The 21,060-nt window shown below is 50.5% G+C and carries 21 protein-coding genes, 1 other RNA gene and 1 pseudogene; 12 read left to right on the top strand and 11 right to left on the bottom strand.

All coding sequences use genetic code 11. The features are described 5' to 3' along the window. Positions 1-31 precede the first annotated feature (31 nt). The 7 genes from GZ59_RS02380 to prfC form a co-directional block, all read right to left on the bottom strand. Positions 32-748 carry a 4'-phosphopantetheinyl transferase family protein gene (locus GZ59_RS02380; RefSeq protein ID WP_039289811.1) on the bottom strand — a complete coding sequence of 239 codons (717 nt, stop codon included), beginning with the start codon at positions 746-748 and terminating at the stop codon, positions 32-34. Positions 749-897: 149 nt separating this feature from the next. Continuing rightward, complete coding sequence (locus GZ59_RS02375) at positions 898-2,175, bottom strand: NupC/NupG family nucleoside CNT transporter (protein WP_011092093.1); 1,278 nt, start codon at positions 2,173-2,175, stop codon at positions 898-900. A gap of 294 nt (positions 2,176-2,469) precedes the next feature. Further along, on the bottom strand, positions 2,470-3,267 hold the full coding sequence (locus GZ59_RS02370) for a TatD family hydrolase (protein ID WP_039294658.1): 798 nt from the start codon (positions 3,265-3,267) through the stop codon (positions 2,470-2,472). 119 nt (positions 3,268-3,386) lie between these two features. After that, entirely contained in the window at positions 3,387-3,575 is a 189-nt protein-coding gene (locus GZ59_RS02365; protein ID WP_010284712.1) for a CsbD family protein, read from the bottom strand. 143 nt (positions 3,576-3,718) lie between these two features. Continuing rightward, the gene (locus GZ59_RS22535; protein WP_003019081.1) at positions 3,719-3,880 is read right to left on the bottom strand and encodes a DUF1328 domain-containing protein; all 162 of its coding nucleotides are present in this window, start codon (positions 3,878-3,880) and stop codon (positions 3,719-3,721) included. A gap of 151 nt (positions 3,881-4,031) precedes the next feature. After that, positions 4,032-4,640, bottom strand: a complete 609-nt coding sequence (gene osmY, locus GZ59_RS02360) for a molecular chaperone OsmY (protein ID WP_011092091.1) — start codon at positions 4,638-4,640, stop codon at positions 4,032-4,034. Between the two features lie 501 nt (positions 4,641-5,141). Further along, entirely contained in the window at positions 5,142-6,731 is a 1,590-nt protein-coding gene (prfC, locus tag GZ59_RS02355) for a peptide chain release factor 3 (RefSeq protein ID WP_011092090.1), read from the bottom strand. 291 nt (positions 6,732-7,022) lie between these two features. Here prfC and GZ59_RS02350 point away from each other — a divergent pair, with 291 nt between their 5' ends. Continuing rightward, positions 7,023-7,925 carry a hypothetical protein gene (locus GZ59_RS02350; RefSeq protein WP_011092089.1) on the top strand — a complete coding sequence of 301 codons (903 nt, stop codon included), beginning with the start codon at positions 7,023-7,025 and terminating at the stop codon, positions 7,923-7,925. Between the two features lie 53 nt (positions 7,926-7,978). On the opposite strand, the gene GZ59_RS02345 is transcribed toward GZ59_RS02350, so the two are convergent. Next, positions 7,979-8,674 (bottom strand): YtjB family periplasmic protein, encoded by a 696-nt coding sequence (locus GZ59_RS02345; protein WP_011092088.1) that lies wholly within the window; start codon positions 8,672-8,674, stop codon positions 7,979-7,981. A gap of 156 nt (positions 8,675-8,830) precedes the next feature. Between GZ59_RS02345 and serB the strand changes: the two genes are divergently transcribed. From serB to nadR, 3 genes are all read left to right on the top strand, one after another. Beyond that, positions 8,831-9,808, top strand: coding sequence for a phosphoserine phosphatase (serB, locus tag GZ59_RS02340; protein WP_039289807.1), 978 nt, complete (start codon positions 8,831-8,833; stop codon positions 9,806-9,808). A gap of 17 nt (positions 9,809-9,825) precedes the next feature. Next, positions 9,826-11,208, top strand: coding sequence for a DNA repair protein RadA (gene radA, locus GZ59_RS02335; RefSeq protein WP_039289804.1), 1,383 nt, complete (start codon positions 9,826-9,828; stop codon positions 11,206-11,208). A gap of 132 nt (positions 11,209-11,340) precedes the next feature. Then, positions 11,341-12,594: a multifunctional transcriptional regulator/nicotinamide-nucleotide adenylyltransferase/ribosylnicotinamide kinase NadR gene (gene nadR, locus GZ59_RS02330; protein WP_039289800.1), complete on the top strand. Its 1,254-nt coding sequence runs from the start codon at positions 11,341-11,343 to the stop codon at positions 12,592-12,594. Here nadR and GZ59_RS02325 read toward each other — a convergent pair. From GZ59_RS02325 to zapA, 3 genes are all read right to left on the bottom strand, one after another. Then, on the bottom strand, positions 12,591-13,232 hold the full coding sequence (locus tag GZ59_RS02325; protein ID WP_039289797.1) for a 5-formyltetrahydrofolate cyclo-ligase: 642 nt from the start codon (positions 13,230-13,232) through the stop codon (positions 12,591-12,593). The two genes, nadR and GZ59_RS02325, sit on opposite strands and share 4 nt — an antisense overlap. A gap of 39 nt (positions 13,233-13,271) precedes the next feature. Next, a non-coding RNA gene (gene ssrS / locus GZ59_RS22530) (6S RNA) lies at positions 13,272-13,456 on the bottom strand. A gap of 74 nt (positions 13,457-13,530) precedes the next feature. After that, positions 13,531-13,860 carry a cell division protein ZapA gene (gene zapA / locus GZ59_RS02320; protein WP_011092083.1) on the bottom strand — a complete coding sequence of 110 codons (330 nt, stop codon included), beginning with the start codon at positions 13,858-13,860 and terminating at the stop codon, positions 13,531-13,533. 192 nt (positions 13,861-14,052) lie between these two features. On the opposite strand from zapA, the gene GZ59_RS02315 reads away from it, so the two are divergent. The 8 genes and pseudogenes from GZ59_RS02315 to GZ59_RS22520 all read left to right on the top strand — a co-directional run bounded on the left by GZ59_RS02315 (position 14,053) and on the right by GZ59_RS22520 (position 21,031). After that, complete coding sequence (locus GZ59_RS02315; RefSeq protein ID WP_039289793.1) at positions 14,053-14,640, top strand: YecA/YgfB family protein; 588 nt, start codon at positions 14,053-14,055, stop codon at positions 14,638-14,640. A gap of 105 nt (positions 14,641-14,745) precedes the next feature. Further along, a complete protein-coding gene (gene pepP / locus GZ59_RS02310; RefSeq protein ID WP_039289789.1) occupies positions 14,746-16,071 on the top strand; it encodes a Xaa-Pro aminopeptidase in 1,326 nt (441 codons plus the stop codon). A gap of 45 nt (positions 16,072-16,116) precedes the next feature. Beyond that, a complete protein-coding gene (gene ubiH / locus GZ59_RS02305) occupies positions 16,117-17,295 on the top strand; it encodes a 2-octaprenyl-6-methoxyphenyl hydroxylase (RefSeq protein ID WP_039289786.1) in 1,179 nt (392 codons plus the stop codon). 28 nt (positions 17,296-17,323) lie between these two features. Next, positions 17,324-18,535 (top strand): FAD-dependent 2-octaprenylphenol hydroxylase, encoded by a 1,212-nt coding sequence (ubiI, locus tag GZ59_RS02300; protein ID WP_039289783.1) that lies wholly within the window; start codon positions 17,324-17,326, stop codon positions 18,533-18,535. 545 nt (positions 18,536-19,080) lie between these two features. Next, the gene (locus GZ59_RS02295) at positions 19,081-19,560 is read left to right on the top strand and encodes an Hcp family type VI secretion system effector (RefSeq protein ID WP_011092078.1); all 480 of its coding nucleotides are present in this window, start codon (positions 19,081-19,083) and stop codon (positions 19,558-19,560) included. 6 nt (positions 19,561-19,566) lie between these two features. Beyond that, positions 19,567-20,322 (top strand): hypothetical protein, encoded by a 756-nt coding sequence (locus GZ59_RS02290; RefSeq protein ID WP_039289780.1) that lies wholly within the window; start codon positions 19,567-19,569, stop codon positions 20,320-20,322. A gap of 18 nt (positions 20,323-20,340) precedes the next feature. Beyond that, complete coding sequence (locus tag GZ59_RS22525) at positions 20,341-20,637, top strand: YjeO family protein (protein WP_011092076.1); 297 nt, start codon at positions 20,341-20,343, stop codon at positions 20,635-20,637. Between the two features lie 86 nt (positions 20,638-20,723). Then, a pseudogene (locus tag GZ59_RS22520) lies at positions 20,724-21,031 on the top strand (DUF2645 family protein). The last annotated feature ends 29 nt before the right edge of the window (positions 21,032-21,060 follow it).

Genomic DNA, 21,060 nt, shown 5'->3' with positions numbered 1-21,060 from the left:
AACGGCTCTGAGCCCGCTAACGCGGGCTTTTTTAGCAGCAGATGAAGGTGGTGACGTCGTACTCTCTCAGCAGGTACGCGCCTTTAAAACGGCGTCCGGCGTAAAACGTCGGTGTCAGATCGGTCAGCAGTTCCAGCTCAAACTCGCGCTTGATGATATCCAGCGCCACCAGTCTGGCATCCAGAAAATCAAAGTAGTGCCGGACCTGCGGGTAAAGCGCTTTGAACAAGCTCTCTTTCGCCGAGAAGCTTACTGTTAGCAAACAGCAGAACGACTCATCTCGCCCCTGAAACCATTGGTACTCTTCGTCACCGATGATACCAGGCCACAGCGATTGCGCACGCTCGTCGGACATAAACCCTTCGATATCGACCCCCACGCACGACAGCTCATCGCTACGCAGATGTGCGGCGCAGAGTACGCTGTCTTTGTTATGGCTCAGCGAACCGGCAATATTTACCGGCCACTGGGGAGAGCGATCTTCCCCGCTATGCAGAATAAAATCGGGATGATCCAACTTGTTCAATACGCGCTTGGCCAAGCAACGCCCAGCCAGAAATTCAGCGCGTCGTTTCGGTACGGCGCGCTCTAGCGCGTCGGAAAAGGGAATATTCGCCTCGGCAAAAAGCGCGTCGTCATAGGCAGACAAATGGAAATGGCAGCGAGCAGTAATACCTGGGTAGGCGGCACCGTCCGTTGCCCGTGGAAAAGTAATCCATTCAACATCATCAATAAAAGCAGAAAGCATGTCACTCCACTCAGGCAAGCATATCGCACCAGCACTCGGTAAACACCGCGTAGACCACGTTTAAACCCTGAACAATGCAGGGATTTAAACGAACAATGGGCGACTTTCGCCGCCCATCATCTCGCTACTGCAAGAATGCCTGGTTACATCTACAGGGCCAAAAAGAATCCTGCGATGCAGGCGCTCATCAGGTTAGAAAGCGTACCTGCCGCAACCGCTTTCAAACCAAAGCGGGCAATATCTTGACGCCGAGTTGGCGCCATACTGCCCAAACCTCCAATAAGAATAGCAATAGACGAAAGGTTAGCAAAGCCGCACAGCGCGAACGAAATCACAGCTTTGGTATGATCAGACAGAACCTGCAAACCAGCGGCCCGCACCACGTCATCTGCTTTCAGATATTCACTGAAATTCATGTACGCGACGAACTCGTTGACGATCAGTTTTTGCCCAATGAACGAACCCGCAACAGTCGCTTCACTCCAGGGAATACCGATCAGGAACGCAACGGGTGCAAAGCACCAACCCAGAATCATTTCCAGCGACAGTTGCGGATAGTCAAACCAGCCGCCAATGCCGCCCAGAATGCCGTTCAACACAGCGATCAAGGCGATAAATGCCAGCAGCATCGCACCCACATTCAGGGCCAGTTGCATACCAGAAGCTGCACCGCTTGCCGCCGCATCGATAACGTTAGCCGGACGCTCGTCTTCATCAACAAACCCAACCATTTCATCATGGTCGTGCGTTTTTTCTGTTTCTGGCACCATCAGTTTGGCAAACAGTAACCCGCCCGGTGCAGCCATGAAGGAGGCAGCGATCAGGTATTCCAACGGCACGCCCATCTGGGCATAGCCCGCCATCACGGCACCGGCAATCGATGCCAGACCGCCACACATCACCGCAAACAGCTCTGATTGCGTCATGTTGGCAATATACGGACGAACCACCAGCGGTGCTTCAGTTTGGCCGACAAAGATATTGGCCGTCGCAGAGAGCGATTCAGTACGGGACGTTCCCAACAGTTTTTGCAATCCACCACCAAGTACCTTGATGACCAATTGCATAACGCCTATGTAATACAGTACAGCGATAAGGGAAGAGAAAAAGACGATAATCGGCAATACGCGGAGCGCGAAAACAAACCCGCCACCGCCAAATACCTCAAACATTTTGTCGGAGACCAAACCGCCAAACATGAACGAAACGCCTTGATTTCCGTAGGAGATAACGTTTGCTACACCACCCGTCAAACCCTCCAGAATCTTGCGCCCTACTGGTACATACAGCACCAGCGCGCCGATACCGATCTGAAGAATGAAAGCACCGGCTACGGTGCGCAATCTGATAGCTTTACGGTTATTGGACAACATAACCGCGCACAGTATCAAAACAATCATGCCGATGAGACTCATAACGAGTTGCATGTGCAGTTCCCTATAACGCGTGAAAAAAGTGAGTGCATAATAAAAAATCATTTCGCCAGAACGGTAAGCACAAGCTGGCGAGCTGATTATAAAGAGTGGCCCGTGAAGGTCGCTAATTTATGTCACAAATACATACAACATCGAACAGTCCAAAACACCAAAAAGTGATCTTCGTCACAATTACATGGTTGGTATATGAAATCGAAATGGCTGTTCTGTCTGTTGTGGCACAGAAATAAGAGAAAAGCAGAAGCAGAGCGATTGGGGAATGATAGTGGCGTACGGGTAGCGGCGTTACTCTGGAGTCCGTCGCCCAAATAGCCTGAGCGAATTCTGCAAGAGCGCCTCTGCAATCTCTTCAGGCGGCTCCGTTCGCAGCGCACACAGCGTTTCAAACGCACACGAAATACGTTCAGGCCGGTTTGGCTGGCCCTGATAGCCACTCATCGGCATATCGGGCGCGTCAGTTTCCAGCAGCAGCCGATCTAACGGCAGCAGCGCGATCGCCTGACGCGTTTTATTCGCTCTGTCATAAGTAATTGTCCCTCCTACGCCGATGTAATAACCCAGCCGGATAAAGGCTTGCGCCTGTGCCAGACTGCCCGCAAATCCGTGAACCACACCTGTACACGGCACCTCAATACGTCGAAGTAATTGCGCCAGCCTGTCGTGGCTGCGTCGCGAGTGCAGGATCACTGGGAGATCGTATTTTTTCGCCAGCCGAAGCTGAGCCTCAAGAAAGGTAAGCTGTCGCTCGAACTGCGGCTCCGGCATATAGAGATCCAATCCAATCTCACCAACCGCCACCAGTCTGGCAGGCAATTGACGCAGTTCCTCTTCCAGACGAAGCAGATCGTTCTCTTGATGTTCGGCGATATAAAGCGGGTGAAGGCCAAGTGCGGCGTAAAGCGGAGAGTAGGTGCGAGAGAGCATCAATACGCGTTCAAAATGCTGGGAAGCTACGGCAGGAATAATGATGCGTTCAACCCCAGCGTCTTGCGCCAGACGCAAGCTTTCCGGTGCATCATCATAGAATAGGGGAAAGTCGAAATGACAGTGGGTATCGATAAAACGGTGTTGTTCAGAAGGCACGTCGCTTTTCTCCGCTAAGATTAAGCCCGTCAAGATGAGGCGACCCAATCTACTCTACGCGCAAGTAATATCCTGCCAAAGTATCATGGCAGAATCGGACTTGTCGTTGCGGTGAGGCCTCAGTGTAACGTGGTTTTCTCTGAGGATACCTCTTCGTGTGCTTTTCCGTAACCCTCTTGCAGGACGCCAGACAGGTAATCATTACTTCCTTCCAACCAGGCACAGTCACTGTCAAACCAATCAGCCCACAGCGCCAGAAAGTTCCCTTTCCACTGTTTCCATTTGCCAACAACGATATCGCTATTCATCATAAACCTCCTGATAAACTGTCGAAATGCAGCAAATACGCGAGTAGTGTCGGTAAAAGAGTAGTGTGCCGGTAAAATGTGACAGCCGCATGGCGCGGCTGTGTGCTCTGTATGACATTATTTAGAAGATATAATGTGCTGTGCTACGGCCGTTTCCGACCCGTGAACAAGCTAACCAGAAACAGAATAATACCGACTACAAAGACGATTTTCGCCGCGCCAGCTGCTGTACCAGCCAATCCGCCGAAACCGAGTGCTGCCGCGATCAGTGCGATAACTAAAAATATAATGCCCCAACGAAACATACGCTCTCCTTACCAGACAAAATGAAAAATCGTGGTGGTCATCCTGACGCGCTTCATGCGTCCTGACTGCGTATCCACAGGTGGTGTTTTATTATGCGGATTAGGTCGGGTTATCCGCTATTACGGATAACCCAGTGCGAAATCGCGACGGTTATTTAACTGTCAGGTCGTTCTTGACGCTTTTCACGCCATCAATAGCCTTCACAATACTTTCAGCACGGTCGGACTGCGCTTTGTTGTCCACTTCACCGCTCAGTAGCACAACGCCTTCCTGAGTTTCGACTTTCACCTTACGGGACGGAACAATGTCATCCGCCAGCAGTTTGGCCTTAATCGTACTGGTAATCACAGCATCATCAGCATACGCGCCAACTGATTGTGATTGATTATCTTTAACCTGCAATTTATCGCTTACGGATTGGACACCCTCAACCTGCGTGGCAATTTCCACTGCGCGAGAGCTGAGTGCCTGACTGCCGACAAAGCCGCTCAGTGTAACGACACCTTTTGATGTTTCGACTGAAATGTCGCTGCTGGTAATTGATTTGTCTTCCAGCAACGCGCTTTTCACTTTTGCCGTGACAGCGCTGTCACTCATGTAGCCAGACGCTTTATTGGCGGAGTTATCGATTTTTGCACCAGTTGTGTCCGCGATACGTTCTACTTTCTGCCCCAACGTTTCTTCAGCCATGGCGCCGCCAGCCAGAATCGAACCCAGAGCAACTACGATCAGCGATTGTGTCAATGTGGTCTTTTTCATCGATGTCTTCCTTCTTATGCTTTTCTCTAAGCCCGACACAGTCTGTGTGAGCCACGTTAACGCCTGTGCAGTCATTAGCAAATCAAAGTGATAATGACGTTACCAACACTCCGATGATTCCTTCTTCTTGCATAAAAATTAGAGTATTGAATTGCAAAGGCGAAACAAATCAAAACAATGAACCAACTTAAATTACGTTAACAGTTGAACGAGCTAAATCAGTTAACACGCCGTTAACTATAGCCCACAGAATGGAAAATCACAGGGTAACGAAGGAACATGTACAGCAATTCAGATTTGTCTGTTGCATCGAGGCGAGAAAGAACGCAGGGGATAATAAAAAATTAAGGCATTGATTTTTAAATCATTTAAAAATAAAAACACCCGGCATTTTTGGCCTAAAACCAAATATAACCGGGTGATGATTATTTTAACAACATGGTCACTATTTAAACGGCACAGTCACCATTTTTTTGTGAAACTGTAGCGCTATCTACTAAATCAATGTTCGCGCGTTTGGTGGAATGTGACTTCAGGGTAACGTTCCCGCGTCAGATTCAGGTTTACCATCGTCGGTGCCACATAAGCTAGATTATTCCCGCCATCCAGCGCCAAATGCAGTTCGTTCTTACGCGTAAACTCTTCGAGTTTCTTCGCATCGCTGCACTCAACCCAACGCGCGGTAGAAACGTTAACCGATTCATAAATCGCTTCAACGTTGTATTCCGTTTTCAGTCGGGCAACGACCACCTCGAACTGCAGCACACCGACCGCACCGACGATAAGGTCGTTGTTGGTCAATGGACGGAATACCTGCACGGCACCTTCTTCGGAAAGCTGTACCAGCCCTTTCAGCAGCTGTTTCTGCTTGAGCGGATCGCGCAGGCGGATACGGCGGAACAGTTCTGGCGCAAAGTTAGGGATACCGGTGAATTTCATATCTTCACCCTGCGTAAACGTATCGCCAATCTGGATAGTGCCGTGGTTATGTAACCCGATAATATCGCCAGGGTAGGCTTCTTCAATGTGGGAACGGTCACCCGCCATAAAGGTCAGTGCGTCTGAAATCACCACGTCTTTGCCCGTACGGACCTGACGCAGTTTCATGCTTTTTTCATATTTCCCAGACACGACGCGCATAAATGCCACGCGGTCACGGTGTTTCGGGTCCATATTGGCCTGAATCTTGAACACAAAACCGGTGAACTTCTCTTCCGCTGCTGTAACTTCGCGGGTATCCGTTTTACGCGACATCGGCGTAGGTGCCCAAGCGATCAACCCGTCCAGCATGTGATCGACGCCAAAGTTACCCAACGCGGTACCAAAGAAGACTGGCGTCAGTTCACCAGCAAGAAATGCTTCCAGCTCAAATTCGTGCGATGCCCCTTGCACCAGTTCCAACTCTTCACGCAGTTGTGCTGCCAGATCCTCGCCCACAGCGATATCCAGATCCGGGTTATCCAGCCCTTTAACGATACGCACTTCCTGAATCGTATGGCCTTTACCCGTCTGATACAGATAGGTTTCGTCTTTATAAAGGTGGTACACGCCTTTGAACAGTTTGCCGCAGCCAATCGGCCAAGTGATCGGCGCACAGGCAATTTTAAGCTCGCTCTCAACTTCATCCAGCACTTCCATCGGATCGCGGATGTCACGGTCAAGTTTGTTCATGAACGTCAGAATCGGCGTGTCGCGCAGGCGAGTGACTTCCATCAGCTTACGCGTACGATCTTCGACCCCTTTTGCGGTGTCGATCACCATCAGGCAGCAGTCCACCGCCGTCAGCGTACGATAGGTATCTTCGGAGAAGTCTTCATGCCCCGGGGTATCCAACAGGTTAACCAGACATTCACGATAGGGAAACTGCATCACGGACGTAGTAATGGAGATACCACGCTGCTTTTCCATCTCCATCCAGTCGGATTTCGCATGCTGGTTCGAACCACGCCCTTTTACCGTACCGGCAGTCTGAATCGCCTGTCCGAACAACAGGACCTTTTCGGTAATCGTGGTTTTACCGGCATCAGGGTGAGAAATGATAGCGAACGTTCTTCTTTTAGAGACTTCGCGGGCGTATTCACTTGGAGACATGATTTTCAGGTTTCTTTTGTTAGCCACCCAGCGTCAGCATCAAGTCAACAACACACCGATGTCAGATCGTCAGGCAAAGCGGAAATATACTGTAGCCGAGCATTTTCCCTGATTTAACGTGCAGACACAATCGGTGATGGCACAAACAGCGCGGAGACATCACTGCTGCGGTCACCGTTCTGATACCGCTATCAATAATTACGGCATAAATCATTTATAAAGTTATCATTTATCTTTGCCGATAATCTCTGGGTCAACTTTTAACCATTTGATCGCACTTAAGGAGAGAGTATGAGCTTGTCTGTAAGTAATACGGGTCATAGCAATTCTCAGGCCCAGAGCACCGCGATACCATCTGCTACAACGCCATTAACAACAGAACCCACCACAACCGACAGCGTGCAGACCGTCAGTCCAATTACCGGAAAAACCGTCACCTTCTCCAACAATATAAAAATTTCTGCGGAAGCGGTGGCTCGCTTGAAAGAAAATAGAGCAAACACCCCACCCGCCACGTTAAGCCAAGAAGAGCAAGATGCAATGCAGGGAGAGGTGCTTAAAACGCGTAACCTCATGATACAAAGAGAGACTCACTCGACGCTCAATCTGCCTATTGATTACATCAGCACGAACGAAATGGCCCTTGAGCTGTGGTCAAATAACCTCAAAGCTGACAGCAGCATCAGTAAAGACGAGTTTGTCGATCTGGTTCATCAAGCACTGTCTAAACCATCCGATGTGACAACGTGGAGCTATACCACCGATAGCATCGAAATCACGCTAAAAGCCGCAAAGTTGGAAGAATTGAAAAACCGCTATGTGGATAGCGGCGCTAATCAGAACGCTGATAAGGATATTCAGGACTTCATCACGTACCAGTCTGACGCGCTGAGTAATCTGGAAAAAAACATTCTGCAAGATGAGTATCAGCGCAGCGTCGACGCGGGAGACACCGATAAGACAAATTCTACTTTTCTGGAATTGCAAAGAAACGCGGAAGGCACATCAGCCACGCAGATTCAACGCCGGCAAATTTTTTCTCTGGCGGCCTCAACGCGTGCGGATTCCTTGTTTGACAGCTTTCGCAGCTATGTCTCGGCAACCACGGCTGACCGCTATACCAAGAGCGATCATCTCTCGGTAGTCAGCAAATTTCAGACCCACTGGCTTCAGTTCCAGCAGCAGTTGAAATAGCCGCGTCGTCCTCCGTACAAACAGGGCGTTTGTACGGGGTGGCAGTCAGCGTGTCAGAGGCTTTTCTCTTCCCCGTCTTTTTTCACTACCACGCTGCCATCAGGCTGCGTTTCACTCTCTGTCTCATCTTCTTCTTTCACTGGCGTACTGGCAGTAAGAAGATAAGGTGACTGCTGCCAGCGGGTACGACGATTCTGCAACAGCGTGCGGGTCAGAATGATGCCGATAGCCAGTGAAAGTAAAATCATCAGACGCAGAATATTGGTGGTGTTATCCACCTGTCTGGCTTCGGTCGCCAATACATGGGTATCCAGCGTGATGCGCAGGAAGCCGATAGGCCCCTCTTTTCCCTCAATCGGCTGCACCAGTTGATGGTTAAAGTAGCTACCAACCCGATTGCCGTCCAGCGCCAGCCGGTCTCGCAGTTGCACCTGTTCACCGATATGCGCCACCAGCGAGCCATCCTGCTGGTACACACCAGCATCCAGAATACGGCTGTTATCGGTAAGCTGTTTGAGGATGGTAGTAATCTTTTGGCCGTTATCATCCACGTTACCCATCAGCGGCGAAAGACTATAAGCCACCTGTCTGGACAGCGTGCGTGCCAGATCTTCAACCTGCTCAGAACGTGCCATCTGGTGGCTCAGACTGAAATAGGACGCGCCTTGCATTAATATCACCAGCAGGGCGAGACAGATCAACGCAATCGCCGTGCGGTGTAGACGAAATTTTACCCGGGCGCGAACCATGATAATCCTTACACGATTTGGATACTTTCATGTTGCCAGAAGCGCCGACGATAGGATAGCTTGTTGCCCAGTTTTTGAAGGGATATGTTTGGCTGACGCCACATCCCTTTTCATCGCACGACTTTATCGCACTACTGCCAGCAGAGGATTTTCCCCATGTCGAATAGTCTGACCTATCGTGATCTCCCGAATGAGATCAACTGTTGGCCGGGACTGCCATTATCACTGAGCGGTGACGAAGTGATGCCGCTTGACTACCGCGCTGGCGATACCGGCTGGTTGATTTATAGCGACGTCCTCGATAAAAACCTGATTTCTCGCTACCAGCGTAAACTGGGAAGCGCCATGGTTATCGTTAGCGCCTGGAACGTGGGCGATTATCAGGTTGTCCGTTTAGCGGGCACACTGACGCCACGTGCAACCAAGCTGGCTCACGAATTGGGTATCGATGTCGCTGCCATGAGCAACGCGCCAACGCTGCGTTCGCCGGGTTTACTGGTCATGGACATGGATTCCACTGCGATTCAGATCGAATGCATTGATGAAATCGCCAAGCTGGCAGGCAGTGGCGAACTGGTGGCCGAAGTCACTGAACGCGCGATGCGTGGCGAGCTGGATTTCGCCGCCAGCCTGCGTCAGCGGGTTGGGACATTAAAAGGTGCCGACGCCACTATTTTACAGACGGTACGCAAAACGCTGCCGCTGATGCCGGGCTTGAATAATATGGTTAGCCAGCTTCAGGAAGCGGGTTGGCACGTCGCGATTGCGTCGGGCGGGTTTACCTACTTTTCCGATTATTTGCGTGACGAATTAGGTCTGGTCGCCGCCGTTGCCAACGAATTAGGTATGCAAGATGGCAAACTGACCGGTGAAGTCATCGGCACGATTGTCGATGCAAAATATAAAGCCACTACGCTGCAACAGTTAGCGGAAAAGCTGGAGATTCCAATGCACCAGACCGTTGCTATCGGCGACGGCGCAAACGATCTGCCGATGATCAAGACAGCCAGCTTAGGCATTGCCTATCACGCCAAACCCAAGGTGAATGAGCAGTCTGCGGTAACCATCCGTCATGCCGATCTGACCGGTGTGCTCTGCATCCTCAGCGGCAGCATGAGACACGAAAAGCGTTAATCAGTAGGAGGTGATACGTGGCAAAAGCCATCAAACGGGCGTTTGTATGTAATGAATGCGGAGCTGACTATCCGCGCTGGCAAGGGCAGTGTAGTGCCTGCCACGCCTGGAACACCATTACCGAAGTTCGCCTGGCGTCGGCGTCCGTATCACGCTCCGACCGTCTCACTGGCTATGCGGGTGAGAGCGCAGGTGTCAGCCGGGTGCAAAAGCTCTCAGAAATCAGCCTTGAAGCGTTACCTCGCTTTTCCACTGGCTTTCTGGAGTTTGATCGCGTTCTGGGCGGCGGCGTCGTTCCAGGCAGCGCCATTCTAATCGGCGGTAGCCCCGGCGCGGGTAAGAGTACGCTGTTACTGCAAACGCTCTGCAAGCTGTCAGAACATATGAAAACCCTGTACGTCACTGGGGAAGAATCATTGCAGCAGGTGGCGATGCGAGCGCACCGCCTCAATCTACCAACTCAGAATCTCAACATGCTGTCGGAAACCAGCATCGAACAGATTTGCCTGATTGCCGAGCAAGAACAGCCGAAGTTGATGGTGATAGACTCCATTCAGGTCATGCATCTCACCGACATTCAATCGTCTCCCGGCAGCGTGGCGCAAGTGCGAGAAACCGCCGCCTACCTGACGCGCTTCGCTAAAACGCGCGGCGTCGCCATTGTGATGGTCGGCCACGTCACCAAAGACGGCTCACTCGCCGGGCCGAAAGTATTGGAACACTGTATCGACTGTTCCGTACTGCTGGACGGCGATGCAGACTCGCGCTTTCGCACGCTGCGCAGCCATAAAAACCGTTTCGGTGCCGTTAACGAGCTAGGCGTGTTCGCCATGACGGAACAAGGGCTGCGTGAGATCAGCAATCCGTCAGCCATTTTCCTCAGCCGTGGTGACGAAGTGACGTCTGGCAGTTCAGTCATGGTGGTATGGGAAGGTACGCGTCCGCTGCTGGTCGAGATTCAGGCGCTGGTAGATCAATCGATGATGGCCAACCCGCGTCGCGTTGCGGTCGGGCTGGAGCAAAACCGATTAGCGATTCTGCTGGCGGTACTGCATCGCCACGGTGGCTTACAAATGTCGGATCAGGATGTGTTCGTGAATGTCGTCGGCGGCGTCAAAGTGACCGAAACCAGCGCCGATCTTGCGCTTCTGCTATCGCTGGTTTCCAGCTTCCGCGATCGCCCGCTGCCACAGGATCTGGTCATCTTCGGTGAAGTCGGTCTGGCAGGCGAAATTCGTCCGGTTCCCAGCGGCCAAGAACGGATTACCGAAGCCGCCAAGCACGGCTTCAAACGCGCCATCATTCCTCATGCCAATATGCCGAAGAAAGCTCCAGCCAGTATGCAGGTATTCGGCGTGAAAAAACTGGCCGACGCGCTGGCGATCCTCGACGACCTCTAAACCAACGACAGAAAGCCATCCGCAGCTCTTCCCTCCTGTTAACCTTGAGCTAAAACAGGGGTGTGAAAGAGTAGCGGACGTTGCCTTATCTTGTGGTATTTTGTTTAGTAGGCTAAACAAGAGTGTTGCACCATGTCATCATTTGATTACCTGAAATCCGCTATCCGCCAGAAGGGTTGCACCCTACAGCAGGTTGCCGACGCAACCGATATGACCAAAGGCTATCTCAGTCAATTACTTAATGCCAAAATCAAAAGCCCTAGCGCACAAAAACTTGAAGCGCTGCATCGGTTTCTTGAGCTGGAATTCCCACGCTACGAAAAGAATATTGGCGTCGTCTTCGGCAAGTTCTATCCGCTACACACCGGCCACATTTATCTGATTCAACGCGCATGCAGCCAGGTCGATGAACTGCATGTGATTTTAGGTTACGACGAGCCGCGCGACCGTCTGCTGTTTGAGAACAGCTCAATGTCACAGCAACCTACCGTCAGCGACCGTCTGCGCTGGCTGTTGCAGACCTTTAAATATCAGAAAAATATTCATATTCACGCCTTTAATGAGCAAGGGATGGAACCCTACCCGCACGGCTGGGATGTGTGGAGTAAAGGGATTCAGGCGTTCATGCAGGAAAAAAGCATCGCACCCAACTTCGTCTACACCAGCGAAGAACAGGATGCTCTGCAATATCGTGAGCATCTGGGCATTGAGGCCGTCTTGATCGACCCGCAGCGGTCCTTTATGAACATCAGCGGCTCCCAGATCCGCCACGATCCCTTCCGTTATTGGGACTATATCCCAACCGAAGTGAAGCCGTTCTTTGTGCGTACCGTTGCTATTCTTGGCGGGGAATCCAGTGGTAAATCCACGCTGGTAAACAAGCTGGCTAATATCTTCAACACCACCAGCGCCTGGGAATATGGTCGCGATTACGTGTTCTCCCATCTGGGTGGCGACGAGATGGCCTTGCAGTATTCCGACTACGACAAAATCGCGTTGGGTCAGGCACAGTACATTGATTTTGCGGTAAAATATGCCAATAAAGTGGCCTTTATCGACACCGATTTTGTCACCACTCAGGCGTTCTGCAAAAAATATGAAGGCCGTGAACATCCGTTCGTTCAGGCACTAGTCGACGAATACCGCTTCGATCTGGTGATTTTGCTGGAAAACAACACGCCGTGGGTAGCCGACGGGCTGCGCAGTTTAGGCAGTACCACCGCTCGTTCGGAATTCCAGGACCTGCTGAAAACGATGCTGGCTAAAAATAATATCCCATACGTGTACATCAAAGAACCGGATTACGATTCGCGTTTCCTGCACTGTGTGGAATTGGTACAGCAGATGTTGGGCCACGATCGGTCGCCCGAACAGATAAAAAACTAGCGCGTGTTCCACTGCCAATGACGGGAGGGGGTAATAATTTCCGGCAACGGAATGTCCCAACTTTCGACTGGTAGTGCGTCAACCTGCTGACAATCGTGGGCCAGTCCAATTGGGTAAGGCCCGCGAGACATCTGGTTGCGATACTGCAGCGTACGGTCGTAAAAACCACCGCCCATGCCCAAGCGCTGCCCCTGATGATCAAACGCCACCAGCGGCGTCAGAAGAATATCCAACTGAGGTAACGGCAAAACCTGACGTACATCCAGACGCGGTTCCATAATCTTCAGACGATTGCGCACCAGCTCGGTGTCCAGCGCATAGCGCAGAAACAGCAGATATCCAGCGCGAAACGGATGCAGGACTGGCAAGTAAACGCGCTTTCCCTGCTGCCACAGCTGTTGAATCAACGGGTGCGTATCCAGCTCGCCATCAAACGACAGGAATACTGCCACGCTATCTGCCCGTATGATTTTTGGGTGTGCCATGACGCGTTCACACGCCTGTAGTGCAAATAATCTCTGCTGTTCCGGCGTCAGTAAACGCCGCTGCTGGCGCACAGCCTGACGAATCTGCTGACGTGATGCTGCCGTAGAGGATGGTGAAGTGCTGGGAAGAATTGACGTATCAGAAGATGACATGGGCTGCATTCGCCACGGGTCAAGAGTGATAAAAGAAAGGGGATCTCCGAGATGCCGCCGCAGGCTGTAACCCTTGAACCCTTGGTTCAAGGTGAACATAACGTCGCAGTCTTAAGGCTTCTCGGACGAACCGAGCTTGCGCACCAACCGCAGAGCATTACATTCTGTTTGGTATAAAATATCGGCTCAGGGGACTGGCCCGCTGACAAACATCTCAGAGAAATTTTATTCGTTACTTGCGATAAACCTTAGCACGTCTTATCGCGTAAAAACACCGTACTTTTGTCAAAATACGACGTTATTCAAATTGTGTACCCTGACGGTCCGTGATCTTGCCCTGTTCCAGCAACGCCTGCTCGATGGTCTGCTGCAACATACGAATACGCTGTTCCATATTCGATGCATAATCACGCGTCTTACCCCGCTCCTGCGCCAGTTCATGGCACACATTTAGCGCAGCAATAAACACCAGTTGCTCAGTGTTTGTGACTCTAGTGCGAACTTTAAGATCTTGCAACCGCTGGTTAAGATCTTCCGCTGCCTGATTCAACGCTTCCTGTTGTTCTGGCGGACAATTCACTCTTAACGAACGGCCAAAAATTTGAATATCTACTGGTTGTGCAGACATACCACCTTCCTGCCTTTTTTCGTTCTTGCGCCCGCGTGCCGCATAGCATGAGCATTACCCGTTACATCGGGTTCGTTAAAGCGGGCGCAACTATATATAGCCGAGATCTAAGATACAAGCCCTTTCTGGAATCCAAAGGGAGCTTGGTGGTAGCATAGCACGAACCAATTCAGCCAACGATGACGAATCCGCATGTCTATAGAGAATACGTTTCCTGCCTATGAAGGCCTTAACCAACTGCTTCACCAACAGCAAGTCGCGCTGACCGCAGCAGAAATGCACGGCTTGATCAGCGGTATGCTGTGTGGTGGAAACCATGACGACAGTTGGAGAACGCTGGTTTTTGAACTGACCAATGAAGGTATGGCGTTTACTCAAACGCTGTCTCAGCCGCTTCAGGACCTGTATCAAGCCACGCGAGAAGCACTGGAAGATGATGGCTTCATGTTTCAGCTTTTCCTGCCAGATGATTCACTGGACGAGGTGAGCGTCTTCGATCGCGCCGATGCGCTGGCAGGCTGGGTTAACCACTTTCTGCTTGGCCTGGGCGTCATTCAGCCGAAGTTGAATAAGGTTAAAGGCGAGCTGAAAGAAGCTATTGAAGATTTACGCAACATCGCACAGCTTGGCTATGACGAAGATGAAGATCAGGAAGAGCTGGAGCAATCAATGGAAGAAGTAATTGAGTATGTTCGCGTTTCTGCCATTTTGTGCCATACCGAATTTACCAACCAACGCGTTGTGACGGCACCCGAACTGCAAAAGCCAACGCTGCATTGATTTTTATGCAAGGCGGTCTTATGAAAAACGCTATTTTATAAAAAGCGTGCCTTATTGAGGTCGGAAGGGAAAGGTAACCGCACGGACAATTTTCAGGAGCAGGTGATGAATCCACAAGAATTTCTTCGTCGTCGTCAGGGTCTGTTGGAAAAAATGGCACCAGGCAGCGCAGCGATTATTTTTTCCGCGCCGGAAGCGCAGCGCAATGCCGACAGTGACTACCCTTATCGTCAAAATAGCGATTTCTGGTATTTCACGGGTTTCAACGAACCAGAAGCCGTTCTGCTGCTGGTAAAAAGCGATGTCAAACATCATCACAGCGTAATCTTCAACCGCGTTCGCGACCTGACGGCCGAAATCTGGTTTGGCCGTCGCTTGGGTCAGGAAGCGGCACCCACCAAACTCGGCGTTGACCGCGCACTGCCATTTGGCGAAATCAGCACACAGCTGCATCTGTTATTGAATGGGCTGGACGTGGTGTACCACGCGCAGGGGCAGTACGATTACGCCGACAAGCTGATTTTCTCCGCGCTGGAAACCCTGCGCAATGGCACCCGTCAGGGGCTTGCCGCGCCTACCACGCTGACCGACTGGCGTCCTTGGGTGCATGAAATGCGCCTGTTCAAATCGCCTGCGGAAATCAGCATAATGCGTCGCGCCTGTGAAATTACGGCGCTAGCTCATACACGAGCTATGCAAAAATGCCGCCCAGGCATGTATGAATATCAGCTCGAAGGCGAAATTCACCACGAATTTACCCGTCACGGCGCACGCTACCCGTCTTACAACACTATCGTCGGCAGCGGTGACAACGCCTGCATCCTGCATTACACCGAAAACGAAACACAAATGCGCGACGGCGATCTGGTGCTGATTGACGCTGGCTGTGAATACAAAAGCTATGCTGGCGATATCACCCGCACCTTCCCGGTCAACGGTAAGTTTACCGCGCCGCAGCGTGCTATTTACGACATCGTGCTGCGCTCACAGCTGCGCGCACTGGAGCTGTTTGGGCCGGGCCGCAGCATCCGCGAAGTCAACGAAGACGTGGTGCGCATCATGGTTAGCGGGCTCATCAAGCTCGGCGTGATGAAGGGTGAAGTCGAAGAACTGATTGCCGAACAGGCTCATCGTCAGTTCTTCATGCACGGCCTCAGCCACTGGCTGGGTCTGGACGTGCACGATGTGGGCAATTACGGATCCACCGATCGAGGCCGCCCGCTTGAGCCGGGTATGGTGCTAACCATCGAACCGGGTCTTTACATCGCACCCGATGCCAAAGTGCCACAACAGTATCGGGGTATCGGTGTGCGCATTGAAGACAACATCGTGATCACCGAAAACGGTAATGAAAACCTGACAGCGGGCGTAATCAAAGACGCTGATGCCATCGAAGCGCTGATGGCGCAACGGCATGACACGCAGCACTAAGCAGTTCCTTCAGAGGACAACGACATAATTGCAAAGGACAACAGCATGGCGGTCATGATTGTCGGTGGTGGAATGGCGGGCGCGACGCTGGCGCTGGCGATATCACGGCTCTCACAGGGCACAATACCGGTTGACCTTATCGAGGCATATTCACCACTCGACAAGGAACACCCGGGTTTTGACGCGCGTGCCCTCGCGCTGTCTGATGGCACACGCCAGCAGCTAGCGGCGCTGGGTATCTGGCAAGCGATGTCTGGCAATGCAACGGCGATAACCGACATTCACGTCAGCGAACGCGGGCATGCCAGCGTAGTGAATCTGCACGCGGCGGATTATCACGTTCAGGCATTGGGCCATGTGGTTGAACTGCACGACGTCGGTCAGCGTCTGTTTTCCCTGCTGCAACAGGCACCGGGCGTGCGTCTGCACTGCCCAGCCAAAGTGGTTGCCGTCACGCGGACGCAACAGAACGCCACGCTAACGTTGGATAATGGCACTGCGCTCACAGGCCAGCTACTGGTTGCCGCCGATGGGTCACATTCTATGCTGTCGCAATCCTGCGGGATTCACTGGCAACAGCATGAGTATGATCAGGTCGCGGTGATCGCCAACGTGACCACCGCCGAACCCCATCGCGGGCGCGCATTTGAGCGGTTTACCCCGCACGGTCCGCTGGCGCTGTTACCGATGAGTAACGGTCGCAGCTCACTCGTCTGGTGCCATGATAAACATCGTCAACACGACGTCGATGGATGGAGCGAAGCCGAGTTTCGCCAACAGCTACAGTTGGCTTTTGGCTGGCGTCTGGGGCAATTCACCCACATCGGCGAACGCCATAGCTATCCGCTACGCTTGCTAACCGCCAGCCAGCACACCAGCCATCGGCTAGCGCTGGTCGGCAACGCGGCACAAACGCTGCATCCGATTGCCGGACAAGGCTTTAATCTGGGAATTCGCGATGTCATGTCGCTGGCAGAAACACTCGTCGAGGCGGCGAAAAACCAGCAGGATATCGGCCAGTACAGTGTGCTCAGCCGCTATCAACAACGCCGCGAACCCGATCAACACACCACCGTCGCGATCACCGATGGGCTGGTCAGGCTATTTGCTAACCGCTATACCGCGCTGGCGGTCGGCCGCAATCTGGGCCTGATCGCCATGAATAACTTGCCGCTGATGCGCGATGCGTTTGCCCGTCGCACACTCGGCTGGGTAGAACGTTAATTAAGCTCGCCAACAGGAAAATACGGAAATGCAATCATTCGACGTGGTTATTGCCGGTGGCGGTATGGTCGGTCTGGCGCTCGCCTGCGGCCTACAGGGTAGCGGCCTGCGCATCGCCGTGCTGGAAAAACAGGCAGCCGAGATTCAGCCTCTCGGGAAAGATCATGCGCTGCGCGTCTCTGCTATCAATGCCGCCAGCGAATGTCTTCTTCGTCATATTGGCGTCTGGGAGAATCTCGTGGCGCAGCGCGTCAGCCCTTACAACGATATGCAAGTCTGGGACAAAGACAGCTTCGGAAAAATCAGCTTTAGCGGTGAAGAATTCGGCTTTTCCCATCTTGGGCATATCATTGAAAACCCAGTGATTCAACAAGTACTGTGGCAACGCGCCTCCCAACTAAGCGACATCACCCTGCTCTCCCCTACGTCATTAAAACAGGTCGCCTGGGGTGAGAACGAAGCCTTTATTACGCTGCAGGACGACAGCATGCTGACTGCCCGACTGGTGGTCGGCGCTGACGGTGCACATTCATGGCTGCGTCAGCATGCGGATATTCCGCTGACCTTTTGGGATTACGGCCACCACGCGCTAGTCGCCAATATTCGTACCGAACACCCACATCAGTCCGTAGCACGTCAGGCATTCCATGGCGACGGTATTCTGGCGTTTCTGCCGCTGGACGATCCGCACCTCTGTTCGATTGTCTGGTCACTTTCGCCGGAGCAGGCACTGGCGATGCAAAGCTTGCCAGTGGAGGAATTCAACCGTCAGGTTGCGATGGCGTTTGATATGCGGTTGGGGCTGTGTGAACTGGAAAGCGAGCGTCAGACTTTCCCGCTGATGGGACGTTATGCACGCAGCTTCGCCGCGCACCGGCTGGTGCTGGTCGGCGACGCAGCACACACCATCCACCCGCTGGCAGGACAAGGCGTCAATCTGGGCTTCATGGATGTCGCCGAACTGATTGCCGAGCTGAAGCGCTTGCAGACGCAGGGTAAAGATATCGGCCAGCACCTTTATCTGCGACGCTATGAACGCCGCCGCAAGCACAGCGCCGCCGTGATGCTTGCCAGCATGCAGGGATTCCGTGAACTGTTTGACGGCGACAATCCGGCGAAAAAGCTGCTGCGTGATGTCGGTCTGGTACTGGCGGACAAACTACCCGGAATTAAACCCACACTGGTCCGTCAGGCAATGGGATTACACGATCTGCCAGACTGGCTTAGTGCTGGTAAGTAATAGATCTATACCCCCAATAATTCGATTTTCAGGACAAAACGTTAACGTTTTGAACAACGCAAAGCGTTGGCCCTTTAGGGCGAGGCACATGTATGGGCCTCGTAACGCGGCAACTGCACGAATCCTCAGGAGCTTACACAGGTAAGTGACTGAGGTGAGTAAGAGAAGCCAACGTACATGCAGCTTGAAGTATGACGGGTATATAATGGATAATAAACCTCACTGCTTAGGTGGCGAGTTACCTCAATAACGTTTATTTTTAATTAAATTAGCAATCAACTATTAGCCAGCGTGTTATTTAATCAGCTAATATTAGCTCATTTATATGATGTAATTAGTCATATAAATATAATTAGCATGATAACAAGAAATATTTTCTCTCCGCCATAAATTTATCATTAAAAACAAATAATTAACTATTTTTTGAAAGCATTCCCTCCTAAACCAAATCCGAATATTGATTAAAAACCAGTCCTCTCTTTTATTTAAAAGAAATTTACGTTATAACGACTCCAACAAGGATTTTTTAACAGGGAGTTACACGAATGGCTAATTCTATTTTCATGAAGATAACGGGTAAAATTCAGGGATTAATTTCTGAAGGATGTTTAAGTATCGACTCGGTAGGAAATAAACATATTTCTGGTCACGAAGATGAAATTTTTGTTTATGCGACAAATTACGATCTATCAAGAGATCGACACGTCAATCATCACCCCTTTTCCGTGACCAAAGCCGTTGATAAATCCACACCGCTAGTCCTAACCAGCATCGCCAATAATGAACTATTAGAAGTTGAGTTGAGATATTACCGCACTTCCGCCAGCGGGACACAAGAGAACTACATGACAATAACATTGAGGGATGCCTCTATTGTCAATCTCTCTAATCAAAATCCTAATTCATTGACGCATAACGATATGCAACCGTTTGAAACCCTAAGCCTGCGTTATGAAAGCATTACCTGCCAACACAATATTGCAGGTACATCGGGGTACAGCATATTAACTGAAAATATGTACTGATAAACCATGAATAAATTCAATGATATTATCGACGAATGCGACCTTAGTTTTTCCGATTGGGGAAAGAACTATCCGCGCTGGTCTTCGCTTGATGCTGCTTGGTGGAAAACATTTGGTGGTGATGATTATTTAAACAAATACAAAGATGGCTATATCGTTTTCCATCGAGAAAAAATAAAAGAGATCGCCCGACAATATAAAATATCTTCTATTCTTCTCGCATCGGTTGCCCATGCAGAAGCCGGAGGAATGGTTGACTATTTCAAGTATCCAACATTATTTGGCAGGCAGGTGGTGCATTCTTACAGTGGCTGGCCAGGAAAGGAAAAAATCATACCGTCCCCAGAGAAAACATCAATAGGTATTATCGCCATGCAAATTAGGGTGGTTGCCGAAATTTTCGGCAAGAATCCCAGTGCACTAAGGAATGCTGAAGCAACATACATCTCCATCTGCTTAAATAAGGATAATTTTAACCTGACAATGGTCGCGCGCCATCTTTACGAGTTAATCAACTATGACTATCCCGGTACTGACACGTTGAATCTAACCGACGAACAATTCATCTTAGCGGGTGCGCGCTACAATAGAGGTGTTCAACGTAGTCGTAGTGATTTGATTCGATCGATAAATGCAGAAAAAGATTTGATAGAAGTAAGGGACTGGACGTCATACGGTAGATCGATGCTAAACCATCGAGAAAAAATAACAAAACTGCTTTATGAGGTTACGACTCCGCCCCAGAATAGTGACAGTAATTAAAATTACGAGAACTCTTACATGCCAAACTATAGCAACATAACTTACAATATTCTATTTTATTTTTATTCCACTCTCTGCGCTTTGATTATATTGATCACGTCAATAAGAGATTACGAAGGGATGGTTGATGGGGTAGAAATAATAAATCTCTGTGAGATACCTGAAGGCGACTCCGATGGTTTCTTTTCGTTTATTATTATCCCGCTATCTATCCCTTTCTTCATTGTAAAGAAAAGTTTAGCTAGGGCAATTACTTATATTATTTTATTGTTTTACTATTTTTGGAGTTTTTATATTAGATTTAATTTTTGCTAAAAAAACCATACCCCCTTCGCATAGTAGCCTGGGGTTATAAAAAAACATCATTAATATGCGGCTAAACACGGCTGGGTGATTGATAATTGTTAAGAAAAACCGGCTATATCTACAACGTCTATTTTTATACCTATGCCGCTTTATGTTTTTTTTTAATCAATGCTTTTTCTACCATCGAATATGAATGGATGATAGATGGCGACTCAGTTGCAGATTTCTGTGAAGTACCGAGAGCCGATGCTGATGCTGATGCTGATGCTTTTTTAAACTTCATCATCATTCCTTTATCCATCCCTTCTTTTTTGTCAAAAAGAGCACAGCCAGAATAATTACTTATCTTATTGTTTTACTTTATTATTCATGGAATTTTCATATCCGTTTCACTCTATGTTAAGCCTCGCCGCCGCAGCGGCGAGTTCGGCG

Source organism: Pectobacterium atrosepticum, from assembly GCF_000740965.1.
Classification (GTDB): Bacteria; Pseudomonadota; Gammaproteobacteria; order Enterobacterales; family Enterobacteriaceae; genus Pectobacterium; species Pectobacterium atrosepticum.
Note: the sequence above shows the minus strand (reverse complement) of the source record. Positions and strands in the feature narration are given on the sequence as shown.

What these genes read in the sequence shown, in the direction of transcription:
- GZ59_RS02380 (WP_039289811.1), bottom strand. Translation starts at nt 748, where the DNA reads ATGCTTTCTGCTTTTATTGATGATGTTGAATGGATTACTTTTCCACGG.
- GZ59_RS02375 (WP_011092093.1), bottom strand. Translation starts at nt 2,175, where the DNA reads ATGCAACTCGTTATGAGTCTCATCGGCATGATTGTTTTGATACTGTGC.
- GZ59_RS02365 (WP_010284712.1), bottom strand. Translation starts at nt 3,575, where the DNA reads ATGAATAGCGATATCGTTGTTGGCAAATGGAAACAGTGGAAAGGGAAC.
- GZ59_RS22535 (WP_003019081.1), bottom strand. Translation starts at nt 3,880, where the DNA reads ATGTTTCGTTGGGGCATTATATTTTTAGTTATCGCACTGATCGCGGCA.
- osmY (WP_011092091.1), bottom strand. Translation starts at nt 4,640, where the DNA reads ATGAAAAAGACCACATTGACACAATCGCTGATCGTAGTTGCTCTGGGT.
- prfC (WP_011092090.1), bottom strand. Translation starts at nt 6,731, where the DNA reads ATGTCTCCAAGTGAATACGCCCGCGAAGTCTCTAAAAGAAGAACGTTC.
- GZ59_RS02350 (WP_011092089.1), top strand. Translation starts at nt 7,023, where the DNA reads ATGAGCTTGTCTGTAAGTAATACGGGTCATAGCAATTCTCAGGCCCAG.
- GZ59_RS02345 (WP_011092088.1), bottom strand. Translation starts at nt 8,674, where the DNA reads ATGGTTCGCGCCCGGGTAAAATTTCGTCTACACCGCACGGCGATTGCG.
- serB (WP_039289807.1), top strand. Translation starts at nt 8,831, where the DNA reads ATGTCGAATAGTCTGACCTATCGTGATCTCCCGAATGAGATCAACTGT.
- nadR (WP_039289800.1), top strand. Translation starts at nt 11,341, where the DNA reads ATGTCATCATTTGATTACCTGAAATCCGCTATCCGCCAGAAGGGTTGC.
- GZ59_RS02325 (WP_039289797.1), bottom strand. Translation starts at nt 13,232, where the DNA reads ATGTCATCTTCTGATACGTCAATTCTTCCCAGCACTTCACCATCCTCT.
- zapA (WP_011092083.1), bottom strand. Translation starts at nt 13,860, where the DNA reads ATGTCTGCACAACCAGTAGATATTCAAATTTTTGGCCGTTCGTTAAGA.
- GZ59_RS02315 (WP_039289793.1), top strand. Translation starts at nt 14,053, where the DNA reads ATGTCTATAGAGAATACGTTTCCTGCCTATGAAGGCCTTAACCAACTG.
- pepP (WP_039289789.1), top strand. Translation starts at nt 14,746, where the DNA reads ATGAATCCACAAGAATTTCTTCGTCGTCGTCAGGGTCTGTTGGAAAAA.
- ubiH (WP_039289786.1), top strand. Translation starts at nt 16,117, where the DNA reads ATGGCGGTCATGATTGTCGGTGGTGGAATGGCGGGCGCGACGCTGGCG.
- ubiI (WP_039289783.1), top strand. Translation starts at nt 17,324, where the DNA reads ATGCAATCATTCGACGTGGTTATTGCCGGTGGCGGTATGGTCGGTCTG.
- GZ59_RS02295 (WP_011092078.1), top strand. Translation starts at nt 19,081, where the DNA reads ATGGCTAATTCTATTTTCATGAAGATAACGGGTAAAATTCAGGGATTA.
- GZ59_RS02290 (WP_039289780.1), top strand. Translation starts at nt 19,567, where the DNA reads ATGAATAAATTCAATGATATTATCGACGAATGCGACCTTAGTTTTTCC.
- GZ59_RS22525 (WP_011092076.1), top strand. Translation starts at nt 20,341, where the DNA reads ATGCCAAACTATAGCAACATAACTTACAATATTCTATTTTATTTTTAT.